A 17507-nucleotide genomic window follows, 5' to 3' on the forward strand; every position below is an offset into this window, starting at 1 on the left:
ACGGGGTAACCCGCGCGCCCTTAACTGAAAAGTCTAGGAGATTGGTATGTCCAGCAACAACCCGCAAACCCGTGAATGGCAAGCCTTGAGCAACGATCACCACCTGGCGCCGTTCAGCGACTTCAAGCAATTGAAAGAGAAAGGCCCACGGATTATCACCAAAGCCCACGGCGTTTACCTGTGGGACAGCGAAGGCAACAAGATCCTCGACGGCATGGCCGGCCTGTGGTGCGTGGCGATCGGTTATGGTCGCGATGAACTGGCTGACGCCGCCGCCAAACAAATGAAAGAACTGCCGTACTACAACCTGTTCTTCCAGACCGCTCACCCGCCTGTGCTGGAGCTGGCCAAAGCCATTTCCGACATCGCACCCGCCGGCATGAACCACGTGTTCTTCACCGGTTCCGGCTCCGAAGGCAACGACACCATGTTGCGCATGGTCCGCCACTACTGGGCGATCAAAGGCCAGCCGAACAAGAAAACCATCATCAGCCGTAAGAACGGCTACCACGGCTCCACCGTGGCCGGCGCGAGCCTGGGTGGCATGACTTATATGCACGAACAGGGCGACTTGCCGATCCCGGGCATCACCCACATCGCCCAGCCGTACTGGTTCGGTGAAGGTGGCGACATGAGCCCCGAAGAGTTCGGGATCTGGGCCGCCAACCAGTTGGAAGAGAAGATCCTCGAGTTGGGCGTGGACACCGTCGGTGCCTTTATTGCCGAGCCGATCCAGGGTGCCGGTGGCGTGATCGTCCCGCCCGCCACTTACTGGCCGCGCATCAAGGAAATCCTCGCTAAATACGACATCTTGTTTGTGGCCGACGAAGTCATCTGCGGGTTTGGCCGTACCGGTGAGTGGTTCGGTAGCGATTTCTACGACCTCAAGCCAGACATGATGACCATCGCCAAGGGCCTGACCTCGGGTTACATCCCTATGGGCGGCCTGATCGTGCGCGACGAAGTGGTCGAGGTGCTGAACGAAGGCGGCGATTTCAACCACGGGTTTACCTACTCCGGTCACCCGGTGGCCGCAGCGGTGGCCCTGGAAAACATCCGCATCATGCGTGATGAAAAAATCATCGAGCAGGTCAACAGCGAAACGGCACCCTATTTGCAGCGTCGTCTGCGCGAGCTCAATGATCACCCGTTGGTGGGCGAAGTTCGCGGAGTGGGTCTGTTGGGCGCCATTGAGCTGGTGCAGGACAAGGCCACGCGCAAGCGTTATGAAGGCAAAGGCGTGGGCATGATTTGCCGCAACTTCTGTTTCAACAATGGCCTGATCATGCGCGCCGTGGGCGACACCATGATCATTTCCCCGCCACTGGTGATCAGCAAGGCTGAGATCGATGAGTTGGTGACCAAGGCGCGCAAGTGCCTGGATCTGACTTTGGCGGCATTGCAGGGCTAAGTGCTAGGCTCAGTGCGCAGAGCACTGGGCAGTTATAAATGTAGGGGCTTTGGTTGAAAGCCGGCCCCTTAACTTGCCAGACTGTCGCCCTGTTTTGTTGCCCTCTGGAAGGGCCGCAGAACATGAAAAAACGTGGCCCAAAAAAGAAAAATTGGAGCATCACCAAATGAAGGCATTAGGTTTGAAGAACGCTGGCAAGACCCTCCTCGCCTTGTCCCTGATGGGCGCAATGGCGGGCGCGGCCCAGGCAGACGATAAGGTGCTGCACGTCTACAACTGGTCCGACTACATTGCACCGGACACCATCGCCAACTTTGAAAAAGAGTCGGGCATTAAAGTGGTGTACGACGTTTTTGACAGCAACGAAACCCTGGAAGCCAAGTTGCTGGCAGGCAAGTCCGGTTACGACATCGTCGTGCCGTCGAACAACTTCCTCGCCAAGCAGATCAAGGCCGGTGTCTACCAGGAGCTGGACACGTCCAAGCTGTCCAACTACAGCAACCTGAACAAGTCCCTGCTTAAAGCCGTGTCGGTCAGCGACCCGGACAACAAGCACGCCTTCCCGTACATGTGGGGTTCGATCGGCATCGGCTACAACCCGGAGAAGGTCAAGGCTGCGCTGGGCGTGGACAAGATCGACTCGTGGGACATCCTGCTCAAGCCTGAGAACATCGCCAAGCTCAAAAGCTGCGGCGTGAGCTTCCTCGATTCGCCGACCGAAATGCTGCCAATCGCGCTGCATTACCTGGGCCTGCCGACCGACAGCCAGAAGAAAGAGGACCTCAAGCAAGCCGAAGCGCTCTTCCTGAAGATCCGTCCTTCGATCGGCTACTTCCACTCCTCCAAGTACATCTCGGACCTGGCCAACGGCAACATCTGCGTGGCCGTGGGTTACTCGGGTGATATCCAGCAGGCTAAATCCCGCGCGGCTGAGGCCGGTGGCAAAGTGAAAGTTGCCTACGACATTCCGAAAGAAGGCGCTGGTAGCTTCTTCGACATGGTCGCCATCCCTAAAGATGCCGAAAACGTCGACGCCGCTTACAAGTTCATGAACTACCTGCTCAAGCCGGAAGTCATGGCGTCGATCACCAACAGCGTGCGTTTCCCGAACGGTAACGAGAAGGCCACCGCACTGGTCGACAAAGACATCACCAGCGATCCGGGCATCTACCCGCCAGCCGATGTGCAAGCCAAGCTCTACGCCATTGCTGACTTGCCAGCCGCAACTCAGCGCGAAATGACGCGCAGCTGGACCAAGATCAAATCGGGCAAGTAAGCCTTAAAACCTGTGGAAGGGGGCTTGCCCCCGATGGCGTTGTATCAGAAACACATGCGCAAGCTGACACACCGCCATCGGGGGTAAACCACCTCCCGCACATTAAATGACAGAAAGTTTTGCCGGATCGGTTTATCGAGGGTAAGTTGCGCGCCGGTTTTGTTGCCGGGCAACAACTTCAGGCCCAACTATTTAAGAGGACCTCCACTTGCCAATTTCTTTATTTCGCAAAGCCATGCTGGTGGGCGCAGGTGTCACGCTGGCTGTCAGCGTGCAGGCCGCATCGACGGTGCATATTTATAACTGGTCGGACTATATCGGTACCGACACCCTGGCCAACTTCGAAAAGGCCACCGGCATCAAGCCCGTGTATGACGTGTTTGATTCCAACGAAACCCTGGAAGGCAAGTTGCTGGCCGGACGTACCGGCTACGACGTAGTCGTGCCGTCCAACCACTTCCTCGGCAAGCAGATTAAGGCTGGGGCGTTTCAGAAACTCGACAAATCGCTGCTGACGAATTACGCAAATCTTGACCCGGCCTTGCTCAAACGCCTGGAAAAGAACGACCCAGGCAACCAGTACGCCGTGCCGTACCTCTGGGGTACCAACGGCATCGGTTACAACGTCGACAAAGTGACGGAAGTGTTGGGCGTCGACAAGATCGACTCCTGGGCTGTGCTGTTCGAGCCGGAAAACATGAAGAAGCTGGCCACCTGCGGTGTGTCGTTCATGGACTCGGCAGATGAAATGCTGCCGGCGGTGCTCAACTACATGGGCCTGGACCCTAACAGCACCAACCCTGAAGACTACAAAAAGGCCGAAGAAAAGCTGCTTAAAGTACGGCCCTACGTGACCTACTTCCATTCGTCCAAATACATCTCGGACCTGGCCAACGGCAACATCTGTGTGGCGGCCGGTTTCTCTGGCGATGTGTTTCAGGCCAAGGCCCGTGCGGCTGAGGCAGGTAAGGGCGTGAACATCGCCTACGCGATTCCAAAAGAAGGCGGCAACCTGTGGTTTGACGTGCTGGCGATCCCCAAGGACGCCACCAACGTTAAACAGGCCCACGCCTACATCAACTATTTGCTGCAACCTGAGGTAATCGCCCAGGTCAGTGATTACGTCGGTTACGCCAACCCTAACCCAGGGGCGGACAAACTGATGGAGCAATCGATACGCACCGACGAAGCGGTTTACCCACCGCAGGCGGTTCTCGATCGGACATTCGTCAACTTCGAGCTACCCCCGAAAGTGCAACGTTTAATGACCCGTAGCTGGACCAAGGTCAAGACGGGCAAGTAAGGCTCAAATTATCCAAGGGTCGTCCGTATTGGGCGCTCTGCACTCTTTTTTTCTGGGAGTTTCGTAAATGGCAGTTGCCTCCGGCGCCTACAAGAAAGCCCTCGAAGGGGACCAGACACCGAAGAAGGTGTTGGTCAAAATCGACCGGGTCACGAAGAAGTTCGACGAGACGATTGCCGTGGACGATGTGTCCCTGGAAATCAAGAAAGGCGAGATCTTCGCCTTGCTCGGCGGTTCGGGTTCGGGCAAATCCACGCTGCTGCGCATGCTCGCAGGTTTCGAGCGCCCGACCGAGGGTCGCATCTACCTCGACGGTGTGGACATCACCGACATGCCGCCGTACGAGCGGCCGATTAACATGATGTTCCAGTCCTATGCCCTGTTCCCGCACATGACCGTGGCGCAGAACATCGCCTTCGGCCTGCAACAGGACAAGATCCCCAAGGCCGAAGTCGACGCCCGCGTAGCCGAAATGCTCAAGCTGGTGCAGATGAGCCAGTACGCCAAACGTAAGCCGCACCAGTTGTCCGGCGGCCAGCGTCAGCGTGTGGCCCTGGCCCGCTCCCTGGCCAAGCGCCCGAAACTGCTGCTGCTCGATGAGCCCATGGGCGCCCTCGACAAGAAACTGCGTTCGCAGATGCAACTGGAGTTGGTGGAGATCATCGAGCGCGTCGGCGTGACCTGCGTGATGGTGACCCACGACCAGGAAGAGGCCATGACCATGGCCGAACGCATCGCAATCATGCACTTGGGCTGGATCGCACAGATCGGCAGCCCGATCGATATCTACGAAACCCCTACCAGCCGCCTGGTGTGCGAGTTCATCGGTAACGTCAATATTTTCGACACCCAAGTGGTGGACGACGCCGAAGGCCACGCCGTGCTCAAGTGCCCGGACTTGGACCGCGACATCTACGTGGGCTACGGCATCGCCACCTCGGTGGAAGACAAGTCGGTGACCTACGCCATCCGCCCGGAAAAACTGCTGGTCACCACCGAAATGCCGACCTGCGAGCACAACTGGTCCAGCGGCAAGGTGCACGACATCGCTTACCTGGGCGGCCACTCGGTGTTCTACGTGGAACTGCCGAGCGGCAAGCTGGTGCAGTCCTTCGTCGCCAACGCCGAGCGCCGTGGTCAGCGGCCGACCTGGGGTGATCAGGTTTACGTGTGGTGGGAAGACGACAGCGGCGTGGTACTTCGCTCATGAACACAAAAAAGCTCAAGCGGCGCTTGAACCGCCTCGTCCCGAGCGGCAAGCAGGTGGTCATCGGGATTCCGTTCCTGTGGCTGTTCCTGTTTTTTGCCCTGCCGTTTTTCATCGTCCTGAAAATCAGCTTTGCCGAAGCCGACGTGGCAATCCCGCCGTACACCGAGATCTACACCTACGTTGAACAAAAGCTGCAAGTGGTGCTGAACCTGGCCAACTACAGCTTGTTGGCAGGTGATGAGCTGTATATCGCTGCGTACCTGGGCTCGCTGAAGATGGCGTTCTTCAGCACGTTGCTGTGCCTGCTGATCGGCTATCCGATGGCGTATGCCATTGCCACTGCGCGCAAAGAGATGCAGACCGTGCTGGTGCTGCTGATCATGATGCCGACCTGGACCGCGATCCTGATCCGCGTGTATGCGTGGATGGGCATCCTCAGCAATAACGGCTTGCTCAATGGTTTCCTGATGTCCATGGGGCTGATCAACGAACCGCTGCAGATCCTCAACACCAACATCGCGGTGTACATCGGCGTGGTCTATTCGTACTTGCCGTTCATGATCCTGCCGCTGTACGCCAACTTGGTGAAGCACGATCAGAGCCTGCTGGAAGCCGCATCCGACTTGGGTTCGAGCACCTTCAACAGCTTCTGGAAAATCACCGTGCCGCTGTCCAAGAACGGCATCATCGCCGGCTGCATGCTGGTGTTTATTCCGGTGGTGGGCGAGTTCGTGATTCCGGAACTGCTGGGCGGCCCGGAAACCCTGATGATCGGTAAAGTGTTGTGGCAAGAGTTCTTCAACAACCGTGACTGGCCGGTGGCGTCTGCCCTGGCGGTAGTGATGCTGGCGATCCTGATCGTGCCCATCATTCTGTTTAACCGCAGCCAAGCCAAAGAGATGGAGGGCAAGATATGAAGCGCGTCAGTTTCTCAAGCTTCATGCTGGTGGCGGGGTTGTTGTTCATCTACCTGCCGATGTTGATCCTGGTGATCTACTCGTTCAACGAATCCAAGCTGGTAACGGTGTGGGGCGGTTGGTCGATCAAGTGGTACGTGGGCCTGCTGGACAACACCCAGTTGATGGGCTCGGTGGCACGTTCCCTGGAAATCGCCTGCTACACGGCGGTGGCCGCTGTTGCGCTGGGTACGTTGGCGGCGTTTGTGCTGACGCGCATCAGCCAGTTCAAGGGCCGCACGTTGTTCGGCGGCCTGGTGACCGCGCCGTTGGTGATGCCGGAAGTGATCACCGGTCTGTCGCTGTTGCTGCTGTTCGTGGCTATGGCGCAGATGATCGGTTGGCCCCAGGAACGTGGCATCGTCACCATCTGGATCGCCCACACCACGTTCTGTGCGGCGTATGTGGCGGTGGTGGTGTCGGCGCGTTTGCGTGAGCTGGACCTGTCGATTGAAGAGGCGGCCATGGACCTCGGCGCGCGGCCTTGGAAGGTGTTCTTCCTGATCACCATCCCGATGATCGCGCCGTCGTTGGCGGCAGGCGGCATGATGTCGTTTGCGCTGTCCCTGGATGACCTGGTACTTGCCAGCTTCGTCTCGGGCCCGGGTTCGACGACGTTGCCGATGGAGGTGTTCTCGGCGGTGCGTCTTGGGGTTAAACCTGAGATCAACGCCGTCGCCAGCCTGATTCTGTTGGCGGTGTCGTTGGTGACCTTCCTGGTGTGGTTCTTCAGCCGTCGTGCCGAAGAGATGCGCAAGAAGGCCATCCAGCAAGCCATCGAAGAAGCCGCTGCCGATGGCTGGCAGCAGCCGGACAGGCGTCGGGCTCCAGCGCCGGTCTAAAGGCCTGCGCAGTCCAAATGTGGGAGGGGGCTTGCCCCCGATGGCAGTGGGTCAGTCAATAGACGCAGTGACTGACACTCAGCAATCGTGGGCAAGCCCCCTCTCACATTTGATGCATTTCAGGTCCAAGGCGATTGGCGAATCACCTCGACAAAGTTCATCGGTTTGAACCCCGGCTCCTGATCCACCAGTACATCCGTCTTCACGTTGCCAAACGTGGTCTGCGGGCGATGGCGCAAGCCGTCGGCGAACGCACAGATGATGCACTCCTTGAACCCTTCACCCCGTGGATGCGCATGCACCACTGCTTCGCGCTGCACACTGCTAAACGCGGCGTAGTCCATGCCCAGCACGTCCATCTCCACCCCGGCAGTCACCAGCGCGACGGTGGGGCGCAGATGCTGCGGCACACCTGGCGTAGTGTGCAGGGCGATGGACAGCCACACCTGTTCGATATCGTCATCGCTGAGCCCGTAAGGTTTGAGGAAGGCCGCCGCCGCGTTGGCGCCGTCCACTTCGAAACGCTCGTTATCGCTGCGATACCCTTCCACCAGGCCCAAGTCATGGAACATCGCGCCCACGTAGAGCAACTCCGGGTTATAGGCCAACTGCTTGCGCTCACCGCTCAATGCGCCGAATAGAAATACCCGCCGCGAGTGGTGGTAGAGCAGATCGGATTCGATGTCGCGGATGTACTCGGTGGTGGCCTTGGCCAGGGCGCTGTCGGGGATCTTGATACCGGCGATGGTGGTGGTCATGGTTGCTCTCCTCTGGAAAGCAATCAGTTTGGTCGCTCGTCTGTGCAGCGGCCATCGCGGTGAGGGCGCGATCCCGGCCAATGTGCCGACACATCGTGCCAAGCAGAAATCGACTAGGGTGTAGCGGGCGATATCACTCTTGAAGCCTGCGAAAATCCCAATGTGGGAGGGGGCTTGCTCCCGATTGCTGAGTACCAGGCACTGCATCTGCTGGCTGATACAGCGCCATCGGGAGCAAGCCCCCTCCCACAGGGTTTGCATTTTATTCCGCTAGAAAAAGGTGTCTGTGAGCATGCACAAGACCGTCGCCATCCTGATCTTCCCCGGCGTCCAGTCACTGGATGTGACCGGCCCCATGGATGTGTTCTGCGAAGCCAACCGCTTTCTGCCGCCCCAGGATCACTACCAGATAGAGGTCATCGGGCTAGGCCACGGCACCATGGCCGCCTCCAATGGTTTGGCATTGCAGGCCCACAGGCATTACAGCGAAGCCCTGCAGGCCTATGACCTGCTGCTGGTCGCCGGTGGCCCGCAGTTGCCGTTCGAAGATTTCGGCGTGTCGTTCGATAATTGGCTGCGTGGCGCCACCGCTCGGGCGCGACGTTTCGGCTCGATCTGCAACGGCGCCTTCATGCTGGCGCGCGCCGGATTGCTGGACGGAAAAACCGTCACCACCCATTGGAACGACGCCGCTGACCTGGCGCGCCTGTGCCCCTCGGCCCAGGTCGAAGCCGACCGCCTGTACGTCCAGCACGGCAACCTCTACACCTCGGCCGGGGTCACGGCGGGCATCGATTTGTCGTTGTACCTGCTGGCCCAGGACCACGGTCCGGAAGTGGCTTTGAGCGTGGCCAAGCGCCTGGTGGTGTTCACCCAGCGTTCGGGCGGGCAGTCGCAGTTCAGCCCTTTTCTTACACCCCACGCCGAAACCACATCGGCGGTAGCGCTGGTGCAGCTGTATGTATTGGCGAATTTGACCGGGGATCTGACCATCGCCGACCTGGCCAAGGCTGCCAATATGAGCGCGCGCAATTTTTCTCGGGTGTTTGCCCGTGAGGCGCAGGTTACGCCTGCGGAATTTGTTGAGCTGGCCCGGGTGGATGCGGCGCGGGTGATGCTTGAAAGTACTCACGCGCCATTGAAAACCGTGGCGTACCAATGCGGTTTTCGCGATGCCCAGCACATGCGCAGTGTGTTCAATCGCCGCCTGGGGGTGACGCCGCAGCAGTTTCGGCTCAACTTTGCGCCCCCAGCAACGGCGTAGACCAACGGTAGGCGTTGGCTTGCATAGGGCTACCGCGCCGGTAGTAGCTTCAAGGTGCCGCGCGTATTCGCCGTGACTTCCTCATCACTGAAATGCGCTTGCTCGTAACCGCCTTCGATATAGGTCTCTGCCTGGTCGCCATAGTGCTTGTCAAACGGCACACCGCTTTGACCGACCGGGTTGATCGTCAGCGCGTGGGCCACATCGGCGAAGTCGATCAGACGGCGGGTCGAAGGGCCGTAGGTCACCGGCCAGGGCGCGGGGCCGATGGCGGCCGACTGATTGTTCGGCACTTCGTGAGTGCCGGGCGCCGGGAAGGGGCCGACGTTGAGAATCAGGTCCCGCGGCTTTTGCGAACCCAGCGGATGGCCGTGGGTCAGGGTATGGGCCTTGCCCCACTGCCACTGGGTCGGGTCATCGCCGAAAGTGGCTTTCAGGTGCGTGAGGCTGTTGTCCCAGGCGAGTTTGACGGTGTCGGCGCGCTTGCCGTCCCACCAGGGTGAGTCCGGGGCGGCAGCCAGGCGGGGCAGGGCGGCGTCGATTACGCGGGTGGTGAGCAGGGTCTTGAACATGGCGTCACCCAGTTTCGGGTGGAAGGCTGCATCGGCGAGGTTGAACAGGAACTGGTTGAACAGCGTGGCGCTGATGGAATCGAGTGGGTAGTCACCCTTCCAGCTTGCAAGCTGTTCCACCTGTTTCAACTGTGCCGGGTCTTTGACCACCTCACGCAGCACCGGCAACAACGGCGCCAACAGGCGCGGGCCGAAGGCGGTAGTGGTACCCAGTTGCAGGGCCTGGCTGTTGTTCACATCCCACTTCACGCTTTTGTCGCTTAACTGCGCGTTCAACTGCTGGCCACGGTCGGCCAGATTGTAATAGCCGGGGATTTCCAGGCCGGTGGGTGATGCCGGTTGGGCATTGGCCGACACCACATAGCCACGCGCGGGGTTTTCTTCCTGGGGGTTGGCGCTGAAGGGGTAGAAGCCCAATTTGTCGGCCTGGGCGGTGCTGCCGTCGAGGATAAACCCAGGGTTGACGCCGGCCGGACGAATCGGCAACTGCGCCGCCGCCCACCAGCCGATATCGCCCTTGGCGTTGGCCCACACGATATTCAGCCCCGGCGCCGACACTTTGGCCGCCGCCGCACGTGCCTTGGTCAGGGTGTCGGCGCGGTTGAGCTGATAAAAGCCGTCGAGAATCGGGTTCTGGGTGTCGAGGAAGGCCCACCACATGGCGATGGGCGTCTTGCCGGCGCTCTCGCCGAGTACGTCATTGATAATCGGCCCGTGGGGCGACTGGCGCAGGGTGAAGGTGACTGGCGTCTGGCCCTTCACCGCGATCTGTTGTTCGCTGCTGGTCATGTCGACCCATTGGCCCTGGTACCAGACCTGGTTGGGGTTGTCCGGGTTGAGCTTCTCGGCGATCAGGTCGACGTCGTCGTTCTGGAACATCGTCAGGCTCCAGCCGAAATCCAGGTTGTGCCCCAGGAAGGCCACTGGCACCAGCGCGTTGTGATAGCCATACAGCTCAAAGCCCGGCGCCGACAGGTGCGCCTCGTACCACACCGACGGCACCGAGAAGCGGATATGCGGGTCACCCGCCAGTAGCGGCTTGCCGCTCTTGGTGCGACTGCCGCTGATGGCCCAAGCGTTGCTGCCTTCGAACTGCGGCAAGCCGTTGTCGGCCAAGGCCTGTTCGCTCAGGGACGCGATGGCACCGAGGGTTTGCCAATCGCCGGCAGCCAGGTTGAGTGCGCCTTTGGGTTGCCAGTCGAGGTCGAACACTTTCAGGTAGTTACCGCCCAATTGGTCGCGAACGTAGGTCAACAAGGGCTCGGTGCGAAACGCGGCGGCAAAGCTGTAGGCCATATATCCGGCGACGCTGATGGTGTCTTCGGCGGTGAACCGGCGCTTGGGGATGCCCAGCACGTCAAACTCCATGGGGCTGGCGTGGGTGTCCTGATACTGATTGATTCCATCCAGATAGGCTTGCAGGGCCTTCCAGGACGCAGACTCGTGATCCATCTGCTCCACATAGCTCAAGGCCCGCTCACGGATGCGCAGGCTACGAAACAGTTTGTCGGTCTCCAGCAGCTTGGGGCCGAGTACTTCGGCCAACTCTCCACGGGACAGGCGCCGCATGATCTCCATCTGGAACAACCGGTCCTGGGCGTGCACATAGCCCAGGGCGCGATACAGGTCTGTCTCGTTGTCGGCGCGAATATGCGGCACGCCACGGTCGTCGTAGCGCACCGTGACCGAGCCTTGCAGGTTGGCCAGCGTGACCGAGCCCTGGCGAGTGGGCTGCTTGCTGTACACGTACCAGCCGCCGCCGAGGGCGATCAGCACCAGCAGAACCGCGAGAACCCGCAAGACGCGCTTCATGAACTTTCCTTACCGGGAGTGGAGTGACTAACGATCTTCAGGCCACGAACAATAGCAGCCCACTGCCAAGGTGTGAGTGGCATTCACTTCGCGCCCCGCTTGGAGTGCCTTCAGGATCGGCTCGATAAAACTGTTGCTGGCGTTGCACGTCAGGCCTTCGCTGTACGGCCCGAAATACGCGAGCTTGCCCGTGCGATCCCAGATGCCCACGGCCGGGCTGGCCGGTACTTGGTCGGCGCCGGGCAGGGCGGTGAGGATCTTCATGCTGCGCAGGTTGTCTGGCAAACGGCCGTGGCTGTCAGGTTTTTGCAGGGCGTAGAACTCGACGCCTTGTGGCGCGTATTGCTCGATCAACTCGCCCAAGTGTTGCTGATTACCGACGTTGCACGGGCAGGCCGGGTCCCAGAAGTGCACCAGGCGGATCGGGCCAGGCCCGCTCAGCTCGGCGGGCAGGCGCAGTGCATCGCCGGAAAACACCGCTGTGTGTTCGCTGAAGGCGCGCAGGTAGCGGCCCTGGAACCAGTCATACGCGGCCCACAGCGCGACAGCGCAGATGATCAGGATCAGGCTGGCGAACAGGGTGGTACGGTAGGGTTGTCGCATCCGGATCTATCCTCGAAGGTCGCGTAGCTTGCCATGCTTGTCCTGACAGATGAATATCGCAGCTCGATATTCATCTGCCCTGTGCGTTAAGTCTGGAACCCCTTATGCCCGTTACCTTTGACCCCGATCATCTGCGCGACAGCTTGCGACCCCTGGTGGATGCGCAACCGCTCAGCGCCGAAGCGCGGGTGTACCAGCGCTTTTATGGATTGGACCTGGCCGCGCGCAAAGTGCCGGCTGTGAGCCGCCTGGGGCGCTTTGAGGTGCGCGGGTTCGAGGTGGTGGGGCAGGTGTGGTCGCCCCCACAACCGGTGGCGACGATGTTTATGTTTCACGGCTTCTACGACCACATGGGCCTGTACCGCCACGTGGTGGACTGGGCGCTGGACCAGGGTTTTGTGGTGATCGCCTGCGACCTGCCGGGCCATGGCCTGTCCAGCGGCGCGCGGGCCAGCATCGATGATTTTGCGGTGTACCAGGAGGTGGTGCAGGCGCTGTTCGCCCAAGCCCAGGCGCTGAAATTGCCGCAGCCCTGGCATCTGTTTGGGCAGAGCACGGGCGGCGCGGTGGTGGTGGACCATTTGCTCAACCAGGGGGCCGACAGCCCGGCCCAAGGCAAGACCTTCCTGCTGTCACCGTTAGTGCGGCCGCGTGCGTGGGGGTGGTCGCAGGTCAGTTATTACCTGCTGCGTCCGTTCGTCAAAGGTATCGCCCGGCGTTTCAGCGAGAACACTAACGACCCCGCCTTCAAGCCGTTCCTGGAGGCCGACCCGCTTCAGCCGCGCCAACTGCCCACCGCCTGGGTGGGGGCGTTGGCGCGCTGGATCAAGCGCATCGAAGCCGCACCGCGCAGCCCCCGGAGGCCGGTGATTGTGCAGGGTGAGGAAGACATGACGGTGGACTGGCAGCACAACTTGCAGGTGCTTCGGGGTAAGTTCGACCAGCCTGAGGTGCTGATGCTGAAGCGGGGAAGGCATCACCTGGCGAATGAGATTCCCGAGATTCGTGAAGAGTACTTCCGGTATTTGACAGACCATTTGAAATAACACAATCCAAATGTGGGAGGGGGCTTGCTCCCGATAGCGGTGCATCAGTCAGCTTATCTGTAGCTGACCCACTGCCATCGGGGGCAAGCCCCCTCCCATATTTTCTACTGCGTCAGGCTTGAAGTGCTTTGGCCGACCGCCAGCCCCGCGCGAATAGCTGCCAGCGCCGCCTGGTAATACGCCTTACCTTCCGGCGACTCTGCAAACGTGGCGAACTCTTCCAGCTCCGGGTCGGACAAATCCCGATAGACGTACAGCAGGGTGTTGTTCAGATCCTTATCGATCTGCTGCATCAGCCGTTCACGTTGACCATTCAACATGCCCTGCGCCTGAGCACCGCCCAGCAAACCGGGAATCATTTGGCTCAAACTGTCGGCCGCCACGCCGGCAATCGCCAGGCTGACTTCCGCACCGGCCTCGCGGGCGGGCAGGGCCTGGGCCAGGTGGCCGATGATCAGGCTGCGGGTGGCGTCGGCTTCGATTTTCGGCAGGCCTTGGGCGTTTTTGGCCAGTTGGTCGCGGCGGGTGGCCAGCAGCTCTGCGGCGACAATCTTGCGGCCCAGCGGTGATTGGAAGAACGCCAGGGCAGGCTTGGGATCCGCCAGGTTCTTGCGCAATTGTGCCTCGGCGCGCTGGTCCATGGCCTGGGCGGCAAAGCGCTTATTGCTGTTGTCCACCAGCGCCTGGTACACCGCCGGCGGCAGGCTATTGCGGTAGCGCTGCTGGGCGGCACTGAGGGCGTCATTGAAATGCGCACGTTGTTCGGCCCAGCCGGCGACCTTGTACAACTGGTCATGGCCGTCTGCCCAAGCGGGCAAAACGCAGAACATCAGCAAGGAAAAAAACAAACGACGCATATGGACTCCTGTCAGTCGGCCACTATTGTCCGTGTCGGGCGTAGGATTTGTCGAGAAGTCCTATCAGTCACCTGACTAAAGTGTATTGAGACGCTCGACGGCGCTGTCGGATTTGAAGGCGTATGGATACTATGCGCGCCATGCAAATACCCCTTGATCACCCCCTGCTGCAACGCATTGTCGACGACCTGGCCGAGAAAGGTTGGTCGCAGCAGAACGGCTTCCTGCCCCAGGCTCTGACCCTGGAACTGGCGGCTGAGTGCCGTAAACGTGCGGCCGAGGGTGAATTGGCACCGGCGGCGGTGGGGCGCGGACCATCCCAGGAGATCCGCGAGGGCATTCGCGGCGACCATATCCAGTGGCTGGAGGAGGGCGACGCCGCCGTCTGCGACAGCTACATGGCGTTGATGGACAGCCTGCGCCTGGCGATGAATCGAGGGCTGTTCCTCGGTCTGGAAGACTTCGAAAGCCACTTCGCGATGTACCCACCAGGGGCGTTTTACCTCAAGCACCTGGACCGTTTCCGCGACGATGACCGGCGCATGGTTTCGGCGGTGATCTACCTGAATGACGCCTGGCTGCCCGAGCATGGTGGCCAGTTGCGCATGTACCTCAAGGACGGTGTTGAATACGATGTGGTGCCTACCGGCGGTTGCCTGGTGGTGTTCCTGTCGGGCGAAGTGCCCCACGAAGTTATGCCCGCCACGCGCGAACGCCTGTCCCTCACCGGCTGGTTTCGGCGGCGGGGCAACGAGCCGTTTTAATCATGCAAAAGATACTGATCAGCCGCTGCCTGCTCGGGCACAAGGTGCGTTATGACGGCGGAGCCAGCGGGCCGTTCGATCAATTGGCTGCGTGGCAGGCCGAAGGCCGTGTGGTTGCGATCTGCCCGGAAGTGTCGGGCGGTTTGCCGACGCCCAGGCCCTCTGCCGAAATTCCCGGCGGGCAAGGCATCGATGTCTGGGAAGGTCGCGCCAAAGTACTGACTGCCGAGGGCGAAGACTTCAGCGCCGCCTTCCTAGACGGCGCCCGCCAAGCGTTGGCGCTGGTGCAGCGCCACAACATCCGCGTCGCCATCTTAAAGGCCAATAGCCCATCCTGCGGCAACCTGCTGACCTATGACGGCACCTTCACCGGCGTAAAGGTGAGCGGCGAGGGCGTCACGGCGGCGCTGCTCAAACGCCATGGGGTGCAGGTGTTCAGTGAGCTGGAGTTGCCGGAGGCGGCACAGGCGTTGGCGCTTCTGTAGAGGCATCCCCCTCTAACCACTTCTGCGACAGCGCTTTCAACCGGCCATCGTCCTTCACCCGCTTCAACGCCCCGTCCAGGCTGGTCTTGAACGCCGGGTTGCCTTTCTGGAACGGGATTGCCAGCTCGGGTTTCTCGCTATAAGCCTCGCTGAAATCGAACTGATCCTTAAGCTCGGCAGTCAGAGCGATATGGTTGATGGCCACGTCGTATTTGCCGGTGGCAACCCCTGGCAGCAGGTCGGCGCCATCAGTGGTGATAAACGAGGGGCGCACGTCCATTTCTTTAGCCAGCAGTTCTCCCAGCTCGACTTCAAAACCGGTGAGCTTTTCGCCTTCCTTGAAGTTATAGGGCGGGGTGTTGGCTTCAATGGCGATGCGCAGTTCACCGCGATCATTGACGTCGTCGATCAGTTCGGCATGAGCCAAGGGGCTCAGAAGGGGAAGCAAAAGTAACAGGCCAGGCGAAAAGCGCATGGTCACTCCTAAAGAATTCGAATGTGCGAGACGCCGTTCAGCATCGCTTTGCTATGGTGGTGAGTGACTTGGACAGCAATTTATCGCGAAGTTGTCATAACCCTACAGATTTCACAGAAAAACTGGAGAAGCGAATGAAAGCCCTTTTGTCCCGTGCAACGATTACCAGCCTGTTGCTGGGTGCCTCGGTGTTGGCAAATGCCGCTGATGTGCCTCGTACCCCAGCACCCAAGGGCGCGGAGGTGTTTATCGTCTCGCCCAAAGATGGCGCCACCGTCGACAAAACCTTCACTGTCAAATTCGGCGTCAAGAGCCTGGACCTGGAGCCGATCGACAAGCAAGTGCCTAACGCCGGCCACCACCACTTGCTGGTAGACCAGGACGTGCAGTCGCTTAAAGCCGACGAAGCCATCCCGGCCACTGCAACTTCGATTCACTTCGGCAAGGCGCAAACCGAAACCGAACTGACCCTGACTCCAGGCAAGCACACCCTGCAGCTGGTAGCTGGCGACAACGTGCATCGCCAGTTCGAACCCACTGTAGCGTCGAAAGTGATCACGGTTAACGTCAAGTAAGATGTGTTCAGACAAAAAAATGGGAGGCCCCTGCGGGTCTCCCATTTTTTTGTGCAGCGTTTAAAGCGTTAGAACAACACGCGGCTACGGATAGTGCCGTTGATGTGCTGCAGCTTCTCTTGCGCCAGGTCCGAGTACTCGGCGTCGACGTCGATCACCACGTAGCCAACCTTCTCGTTGGTCTGCAGGAACTGACCGGAGATGTTGATGCCGTTTTCCGCGAAGACCTTGTTGATCTCCATCATCACGCCAGGGATGTTCTGGTGGATGTGCAGCAGACGGTGCTTGCCAGGGTGAGCCGGCAGGGCCACTTCCGGGAAGTTCACAGACGATACCGACGTACCGTTGTCGCTGTACTTGACCAGCTTTTCCGAGACTTCCAGGCCGATGTTGGCCTGCGCTTCGGCGGTGGAGCCGCCGATATGCGGAGTCAGGATCACGTTGTCCAGGCCACGCAGTGGGCTTTCGAAGATATCGTCGTTGGAGCGAGGCTCCACCGGGAACACGTCGATGGCGGCGCCGATCAGGTGCTTGTCCTTGATCGCGTCGGCCAGGGCGTCCAGCTCGACCACAGTGCCGCGCGCGGCGTTGATCAGGATGCCGCCTTTCTTAATGGCGCGGATTTCCTTCTCGCCGATCATCCACTGGGTCTCAGCGGTTTCCGGAACGTGCAGGGTCACGATATCGGACATGCCCAGCAGCTCGGTCAGGCTCGACACCTGGGTAGCGTTGCCCAATGGCAGCTTGGTCAGGGTGTCGTAGAAGAACACCTGCATGCCCAGGCCTTCAGCCAGTACCGACAGCTGAGTGCCGATCGAGCCATAGCCGACGATGCCCAGCTTCTTGCCGCGGATTTCGAAGGAGTTGGCCGCGCTTTTGATCCAGCCGCCACGGTGGCAGGAAGCGTTCTTCTCCGGGATGCCGCGCAGCAGCAGGATGGCCTCGGCCAGCACCAGCTCCGCAACGGAACGGGTGTTGGAGTACGGTGCGTTGAACACCGCGATGCCGCGTTCGCGCGCAGCGTTGAGGTCGACCTGGTTGGTGCCGATGCAGAAACAGCCGACAGCCACGAGTTTCTTGGCGTGATCGAAGATTTCTTCGGTCAGCTGAGTGCGGGAGCGAATGCCGATGAAGTGCGCGTCGGCGATCTTTTCCTTGAGCTGGGCTTCCGGCAGAGAACTGGTGATGTACTCAATGCTGGTGTACCCGGCGGCTTTCAGAACGTCGACAGCCGATGGGTGGACGCCTTCCAGAAGAAGGAACTTGATCTTGCTCTTATCGAGAGAAGTCTTGCTCAT

The 17507-nt window shown here is 60.0% G+C and carries 17 protein-coding genes; 11 read left to right on the forward strand and 6 right to left on the reverse strand.

From position 1 onward, the window contains the following. Positions 1-46: 46 nt before the first annotated feature. From ACVWXD_RS26505 to ACVWXD_RS26530, 6 genes are all read left to right on the forward strand, one after another. Complete coding sequence (locus ACVWXD_RS26505) at positions 47-1411, forward strand: aspartate aminotransferase family protein (protein ID WP_032884238.1); 1365 nt, start codon at positions 47-49, stop codon at positions 1409-1411. 181 nt (positions 1412-1592) lie between these two features. Continuing rightward, on the forward strand, positions 1593-2687 hold the full coding sequence (locus tag ACVWXD_RS26510) for a polyamine ABC transporter substrate-binding protein (RefSeq protein WP_032884518.1): 1095 nt from the start codon (positions 1593-1595) through the stop codon (positions 2685-2687). Between the two features lie 208 nt (positions 2688-2895). Further along, positions 2896-3990 carry a polyamine ABC transporter substrate-binding protein gene (locus ACVWXD_RS26515; protein WP_457371506.1) on the forward strand — a complete coding sequence of 365 codons (1095 nt, stop codon included), beginning with the start codon at positions 2896-2898 and terminating at the stop codon, positions 3988-3990. 67 nt (positions 3991-4057) lie between these two features. Further along, positions 4058-5200 (forward strand): ABC transporter ATP-binding protein, encoded by a 1143-nt coding sequence (locus ACVWXD_RS26520; RefSeq protein ID WP_003195240.1) that lies wholly within the window; start codon positions 4058-4060, stop codon positions 5198-5200. After that, on the forward strand, positions 5197-6117 hold the full coding sequence (locus tag ACVWXD_RS26525; protein ID WP_032884234.1) for an ABC transporter permease subunit: 921 nt from the start codon (positions 5197-5199) through the stop codon (positions 6115-6117). Before ACVWXD_RS26520 ends, ACVWXD_RS26525 begins: the two co-directional genes overlap by 4 nt. Next, complete coding sequence (locus tag ACVWXD_RS26530) at positions 6114-6998, forward strand: ABC transporter permease subunit (protein WP_032884233.1); 885 nt, start codon at positions 6114-6116, stop codon at positions 6996-6998. Before ACVWXD_RS26525 ends, ACVWXD_RS26530 begins: the two co-directional genes overlap by 4 nt. Before the next feature lie 119 nt (positions 6999-7117). On the opposite strand, the gene ACVWXD_RS26535 is transcribed toward ACVWXD_RS26530, so the two are convergent. After that, positions 7118-7756, reverse strand: a complete 639-nt coding sequence (locus tag ACVWXD_RS26535) for an HD domain-containing protein (RefSeq protein ID WP_099601719.1) — start codon at positions 7754-7756, stop codon at positions 7118-7120. A 292-nt stretch (positions 7757-8048) separates the two neighbouring features. On the opposite strand from ACVWXD_RS26535, the gene ACVWXD_RS26540 reads away from it, so the two are divergent. Beyond that, entirely contained in the window at positions 8049-9020 is a 972-nt protein-coding gene (locus ACVWXD_RS26540; RefSeq protein WP_457371507.1) for a GlxA family transcriptional regulator, read from the forward strand. Between the two features lie 29 nt (positions 9021-9049). Here the strand turns inward: ACVWXD_RS26540 and ACVWXD_RS26545 are convergent, their stop codons facing one another. Together ACVWXD_RS26545 and ACVWXD_RS26550 are read right to left on the reverse strand one after the other, a co-directional pair. After that, positions 9050-11404 carry a penicillin acylase family protein gene (locus tag ACVWXD_RS26545; protein ID WP_457371508.1) on the reverse strand — a complete coding sequence of 785 codons (2355 nt, stop codon included), beginning with the start codon at positions 11402-11404 and terminating at the stop codon, positions 9050-9052. 27 nt (positions 11405-11431) lie between these two features. Further along, positions 11432-12007, reverse strand: a complete 576-nt coding sequence (locus ACVWXD_RS26550) for a DUF6436 domain-containing protein (RefSeq protein WP_032884222.1) — start codon at positions 12005-12007, stop codon at positions 11432-11434. 104 nt (positions 12008-12111) lie between these two features. Here ACVWXD_RS26550 and bipL point away from each other — a divergent pair, with 104 nt between their 5' ends. Then, positions 12112-13053 (forward strand): phospholipase BipL, encoded by a 942-nt coding sequence (gene bipL, locus ACVWXD_RS26555; protein WP_032884220.1) that lies wholly within the window; start codon positions 12112-12114, stop codon positions 13051-13053. Positions 13054-13157: 104 nt separating this feature from the next. Here the strand turns inward: bipL and ACVWXD_RS26560 are convergent, their stop codons facing one another. Further along, positions 13158-13910 carry a DUF2059 domain-containing protein gene (locus ACVWXD_RS26560; protein WP_457371509.1) on the reverse strand — a complete coding sequence of 251 codons (753 nt, stop codon included), beginning with the start codon at positions 13908-13910 and terminating at the stop codon, positions 13158-13160. A gap of 131 nt (positions 13911-14041) precedes the next feature. Here ACVWXD_RS26560 and ACVWXD_RS26565 point away from each other — a divergent pair, with 131 nt between their 5' ends. Continuing rightward, positions 14042-14674 (forward strand): 2OG-Fe(II) oxygenase, encoded by a 633-nt coding sequence (locus tag ACVWXD_RS26565; protein ID WP_095185157.1) that lies wholly within the window; start codon positions 14042-14044, stop codon positions 14672-14674. Between the two features lie 2 nt (positions 14675-14676). Next, positions 14677-15159: a DUF523 domain-containing protein gene (locus ACVWXD_RS26570; RefSeq protein ID WP_032884217.1), complete on the forward strand. Its 483-nt coding sequence runs from the start codon at positions 14677-14679 to the stop codon at positions 15157-15159. On the opposite strand, the gene ACVWXD_RS26575 is transcribed toward ACVWXD_RS26570, so the two are convergent. Further along, positions 15110-15634: a transporter substrate-binding domain-containing protein gene (locus ACVWXD_RS26575; RefSeq protein WP_401384216.1), complete on the reverse strand. Its 525-nt coding sequence runs from the start codon at positions 15632-15634 to the stop codon at positions 15110-15112. The two genes, ACVWXD_RS26570 and ACVWXD_RS26575, sit on opposite strands and share 50 nt — an antisense overlap. A 134-nt stretch (positions 15635-15768) precedes the next feature. Between ACVWXD_RS26575 and ACVWXD_RS26580 the strand changes: the two genes are divergently transcribed. Beyond that, on the forward strand, positions 15769-16209 hold the full coding sequence (locus ACVWXD_RS26580) for a DUF4399 domain-containing protein (protein WP_457371510.1): 441 nt from the start codon (positions 15769-15771) through the stop codon (positions 16207-16209). 68 nt (positions 16210-16277) lie between these two features. On the opposite strand, the gene serA is transcribed toward ACVWXD_RS26580, so the two are convergent. After that, on the reverse strand, positions 16278-17507 hold the full coding sequence (gene serA / locus ACVWXD_RS26585; RefSeq protein ID WP_003176761.1) for a phosphoglycerate dehydrogenase: 1230 nt from the start codon (positions 17505-17507) through the stop codon (positions 16278-16280).

Source organism: Pseudomonas sp. TE3911 (assembly GCF_054062775.1).

Coding starts and splice junctions, on each gene's coding strand:
- ACVWXD_RS26520 (WP_003195240.1), top strand. CDS start 4,058: ATGGCAGTTGCCTCCGGCGCCTACAAGAAAGCCCTCGAAGGGGACCAG.
- ACVWXD_RS26560 (WP_457371509.1), bottom strand. CDS start 13,910: ATGCGTCGTTTGTTTTTTTCCTTGCTGATGTTCTGCGTTTTGCCCGCT.
- ACVWXD_RS26565 (WP_095185157.1), top strand. CDS start 14,042: ATGCGCGCCATGCAAATACCCCTTGATCACCCCCTGCTGCAACGCATT.
- ACVWXD_RS26545 (WP_457371508.1), bottom strand. CDS start 11,404: ATGAAGCGCGTCTTGCGGGTTCTCGCGGTTCTGCTGGTGCTGATCGCC.
- ACVWXD_RS26540 (WP_457371507.1), top strand. CDS start 8,049: ATGCACAAGACCGTCGCCATCCTGATCTTCCCCGGCGTCCAGTCACTG.
- ACVWXD_RS26505 (WP_032884238.1), top strand. CDS start 47: ATGTCCAGCAACAACCCGCAAACCCGTGAATGGCAAGCCTTGAGCAAC.
- bipL (WP_032884220.1), top strand. CDS start 12,112: ATGCCCGTTACCTTTGACCCCGATCATCTGCGCGACAGCTTGCGACCC.
- ACVWXD_RS26580 (WP_457371510.1), top strand. CDS start 15,769: ATGAAAGCCCTTTTGTCCCGTGCAACGATTACCAGCCTGTTGCTGGGT.
- serA (WP_003176761.1), bottom strand. CDS start 17,507: ATGAGCAAGACTTCTCTCGATAAGAGCAAGATCAAGTTCCTTCTTCTG.
- ACVWXD_RS26530 (WP_032884233.1), top strand. CDS start 6,114: ATGAAGCGCGTCAGTTTCTCAAGCTTCATGCTGGTGGCGGGGTTGTTG.
- ACVWXD_RS26535 (WP_099601719.1), bottom strand. CDS start 7,756: ATGACCACCACCATCGCCGGTATCAAGATCCCCGACAGCGCCCTGGCC.
- ACVWXD_RS26550 (WP_032884222.1), bottom strand. CDS start 12,007: ATGCGACAACCCTACCGTACCACCCTGTTCGCCAGCCTGATCCTGATC.
- ACVWXD_RS26525 (WP_032884234.1), top strand. CDS start 5,197: ATGAACACAAAAAAGCTCAAGCGGCGCTTGAACCGCCTCGTCCCGAGC.
- ACVWXD_RS26575 (WP_401384216.1), bottom strand. CDS start 15,634: ATGCGCTTTTCGCCTGGCCTGTTACTTTTGCTTCCCCTTCTGAGCCCC.
- ACVWXD_RS26570 (WP_032884217.1), top strand. CDS start 14,677: ATGCAAAAGATACTGATCAGCCGCTGCCTGCTCGGGCACAAGGTGCGT.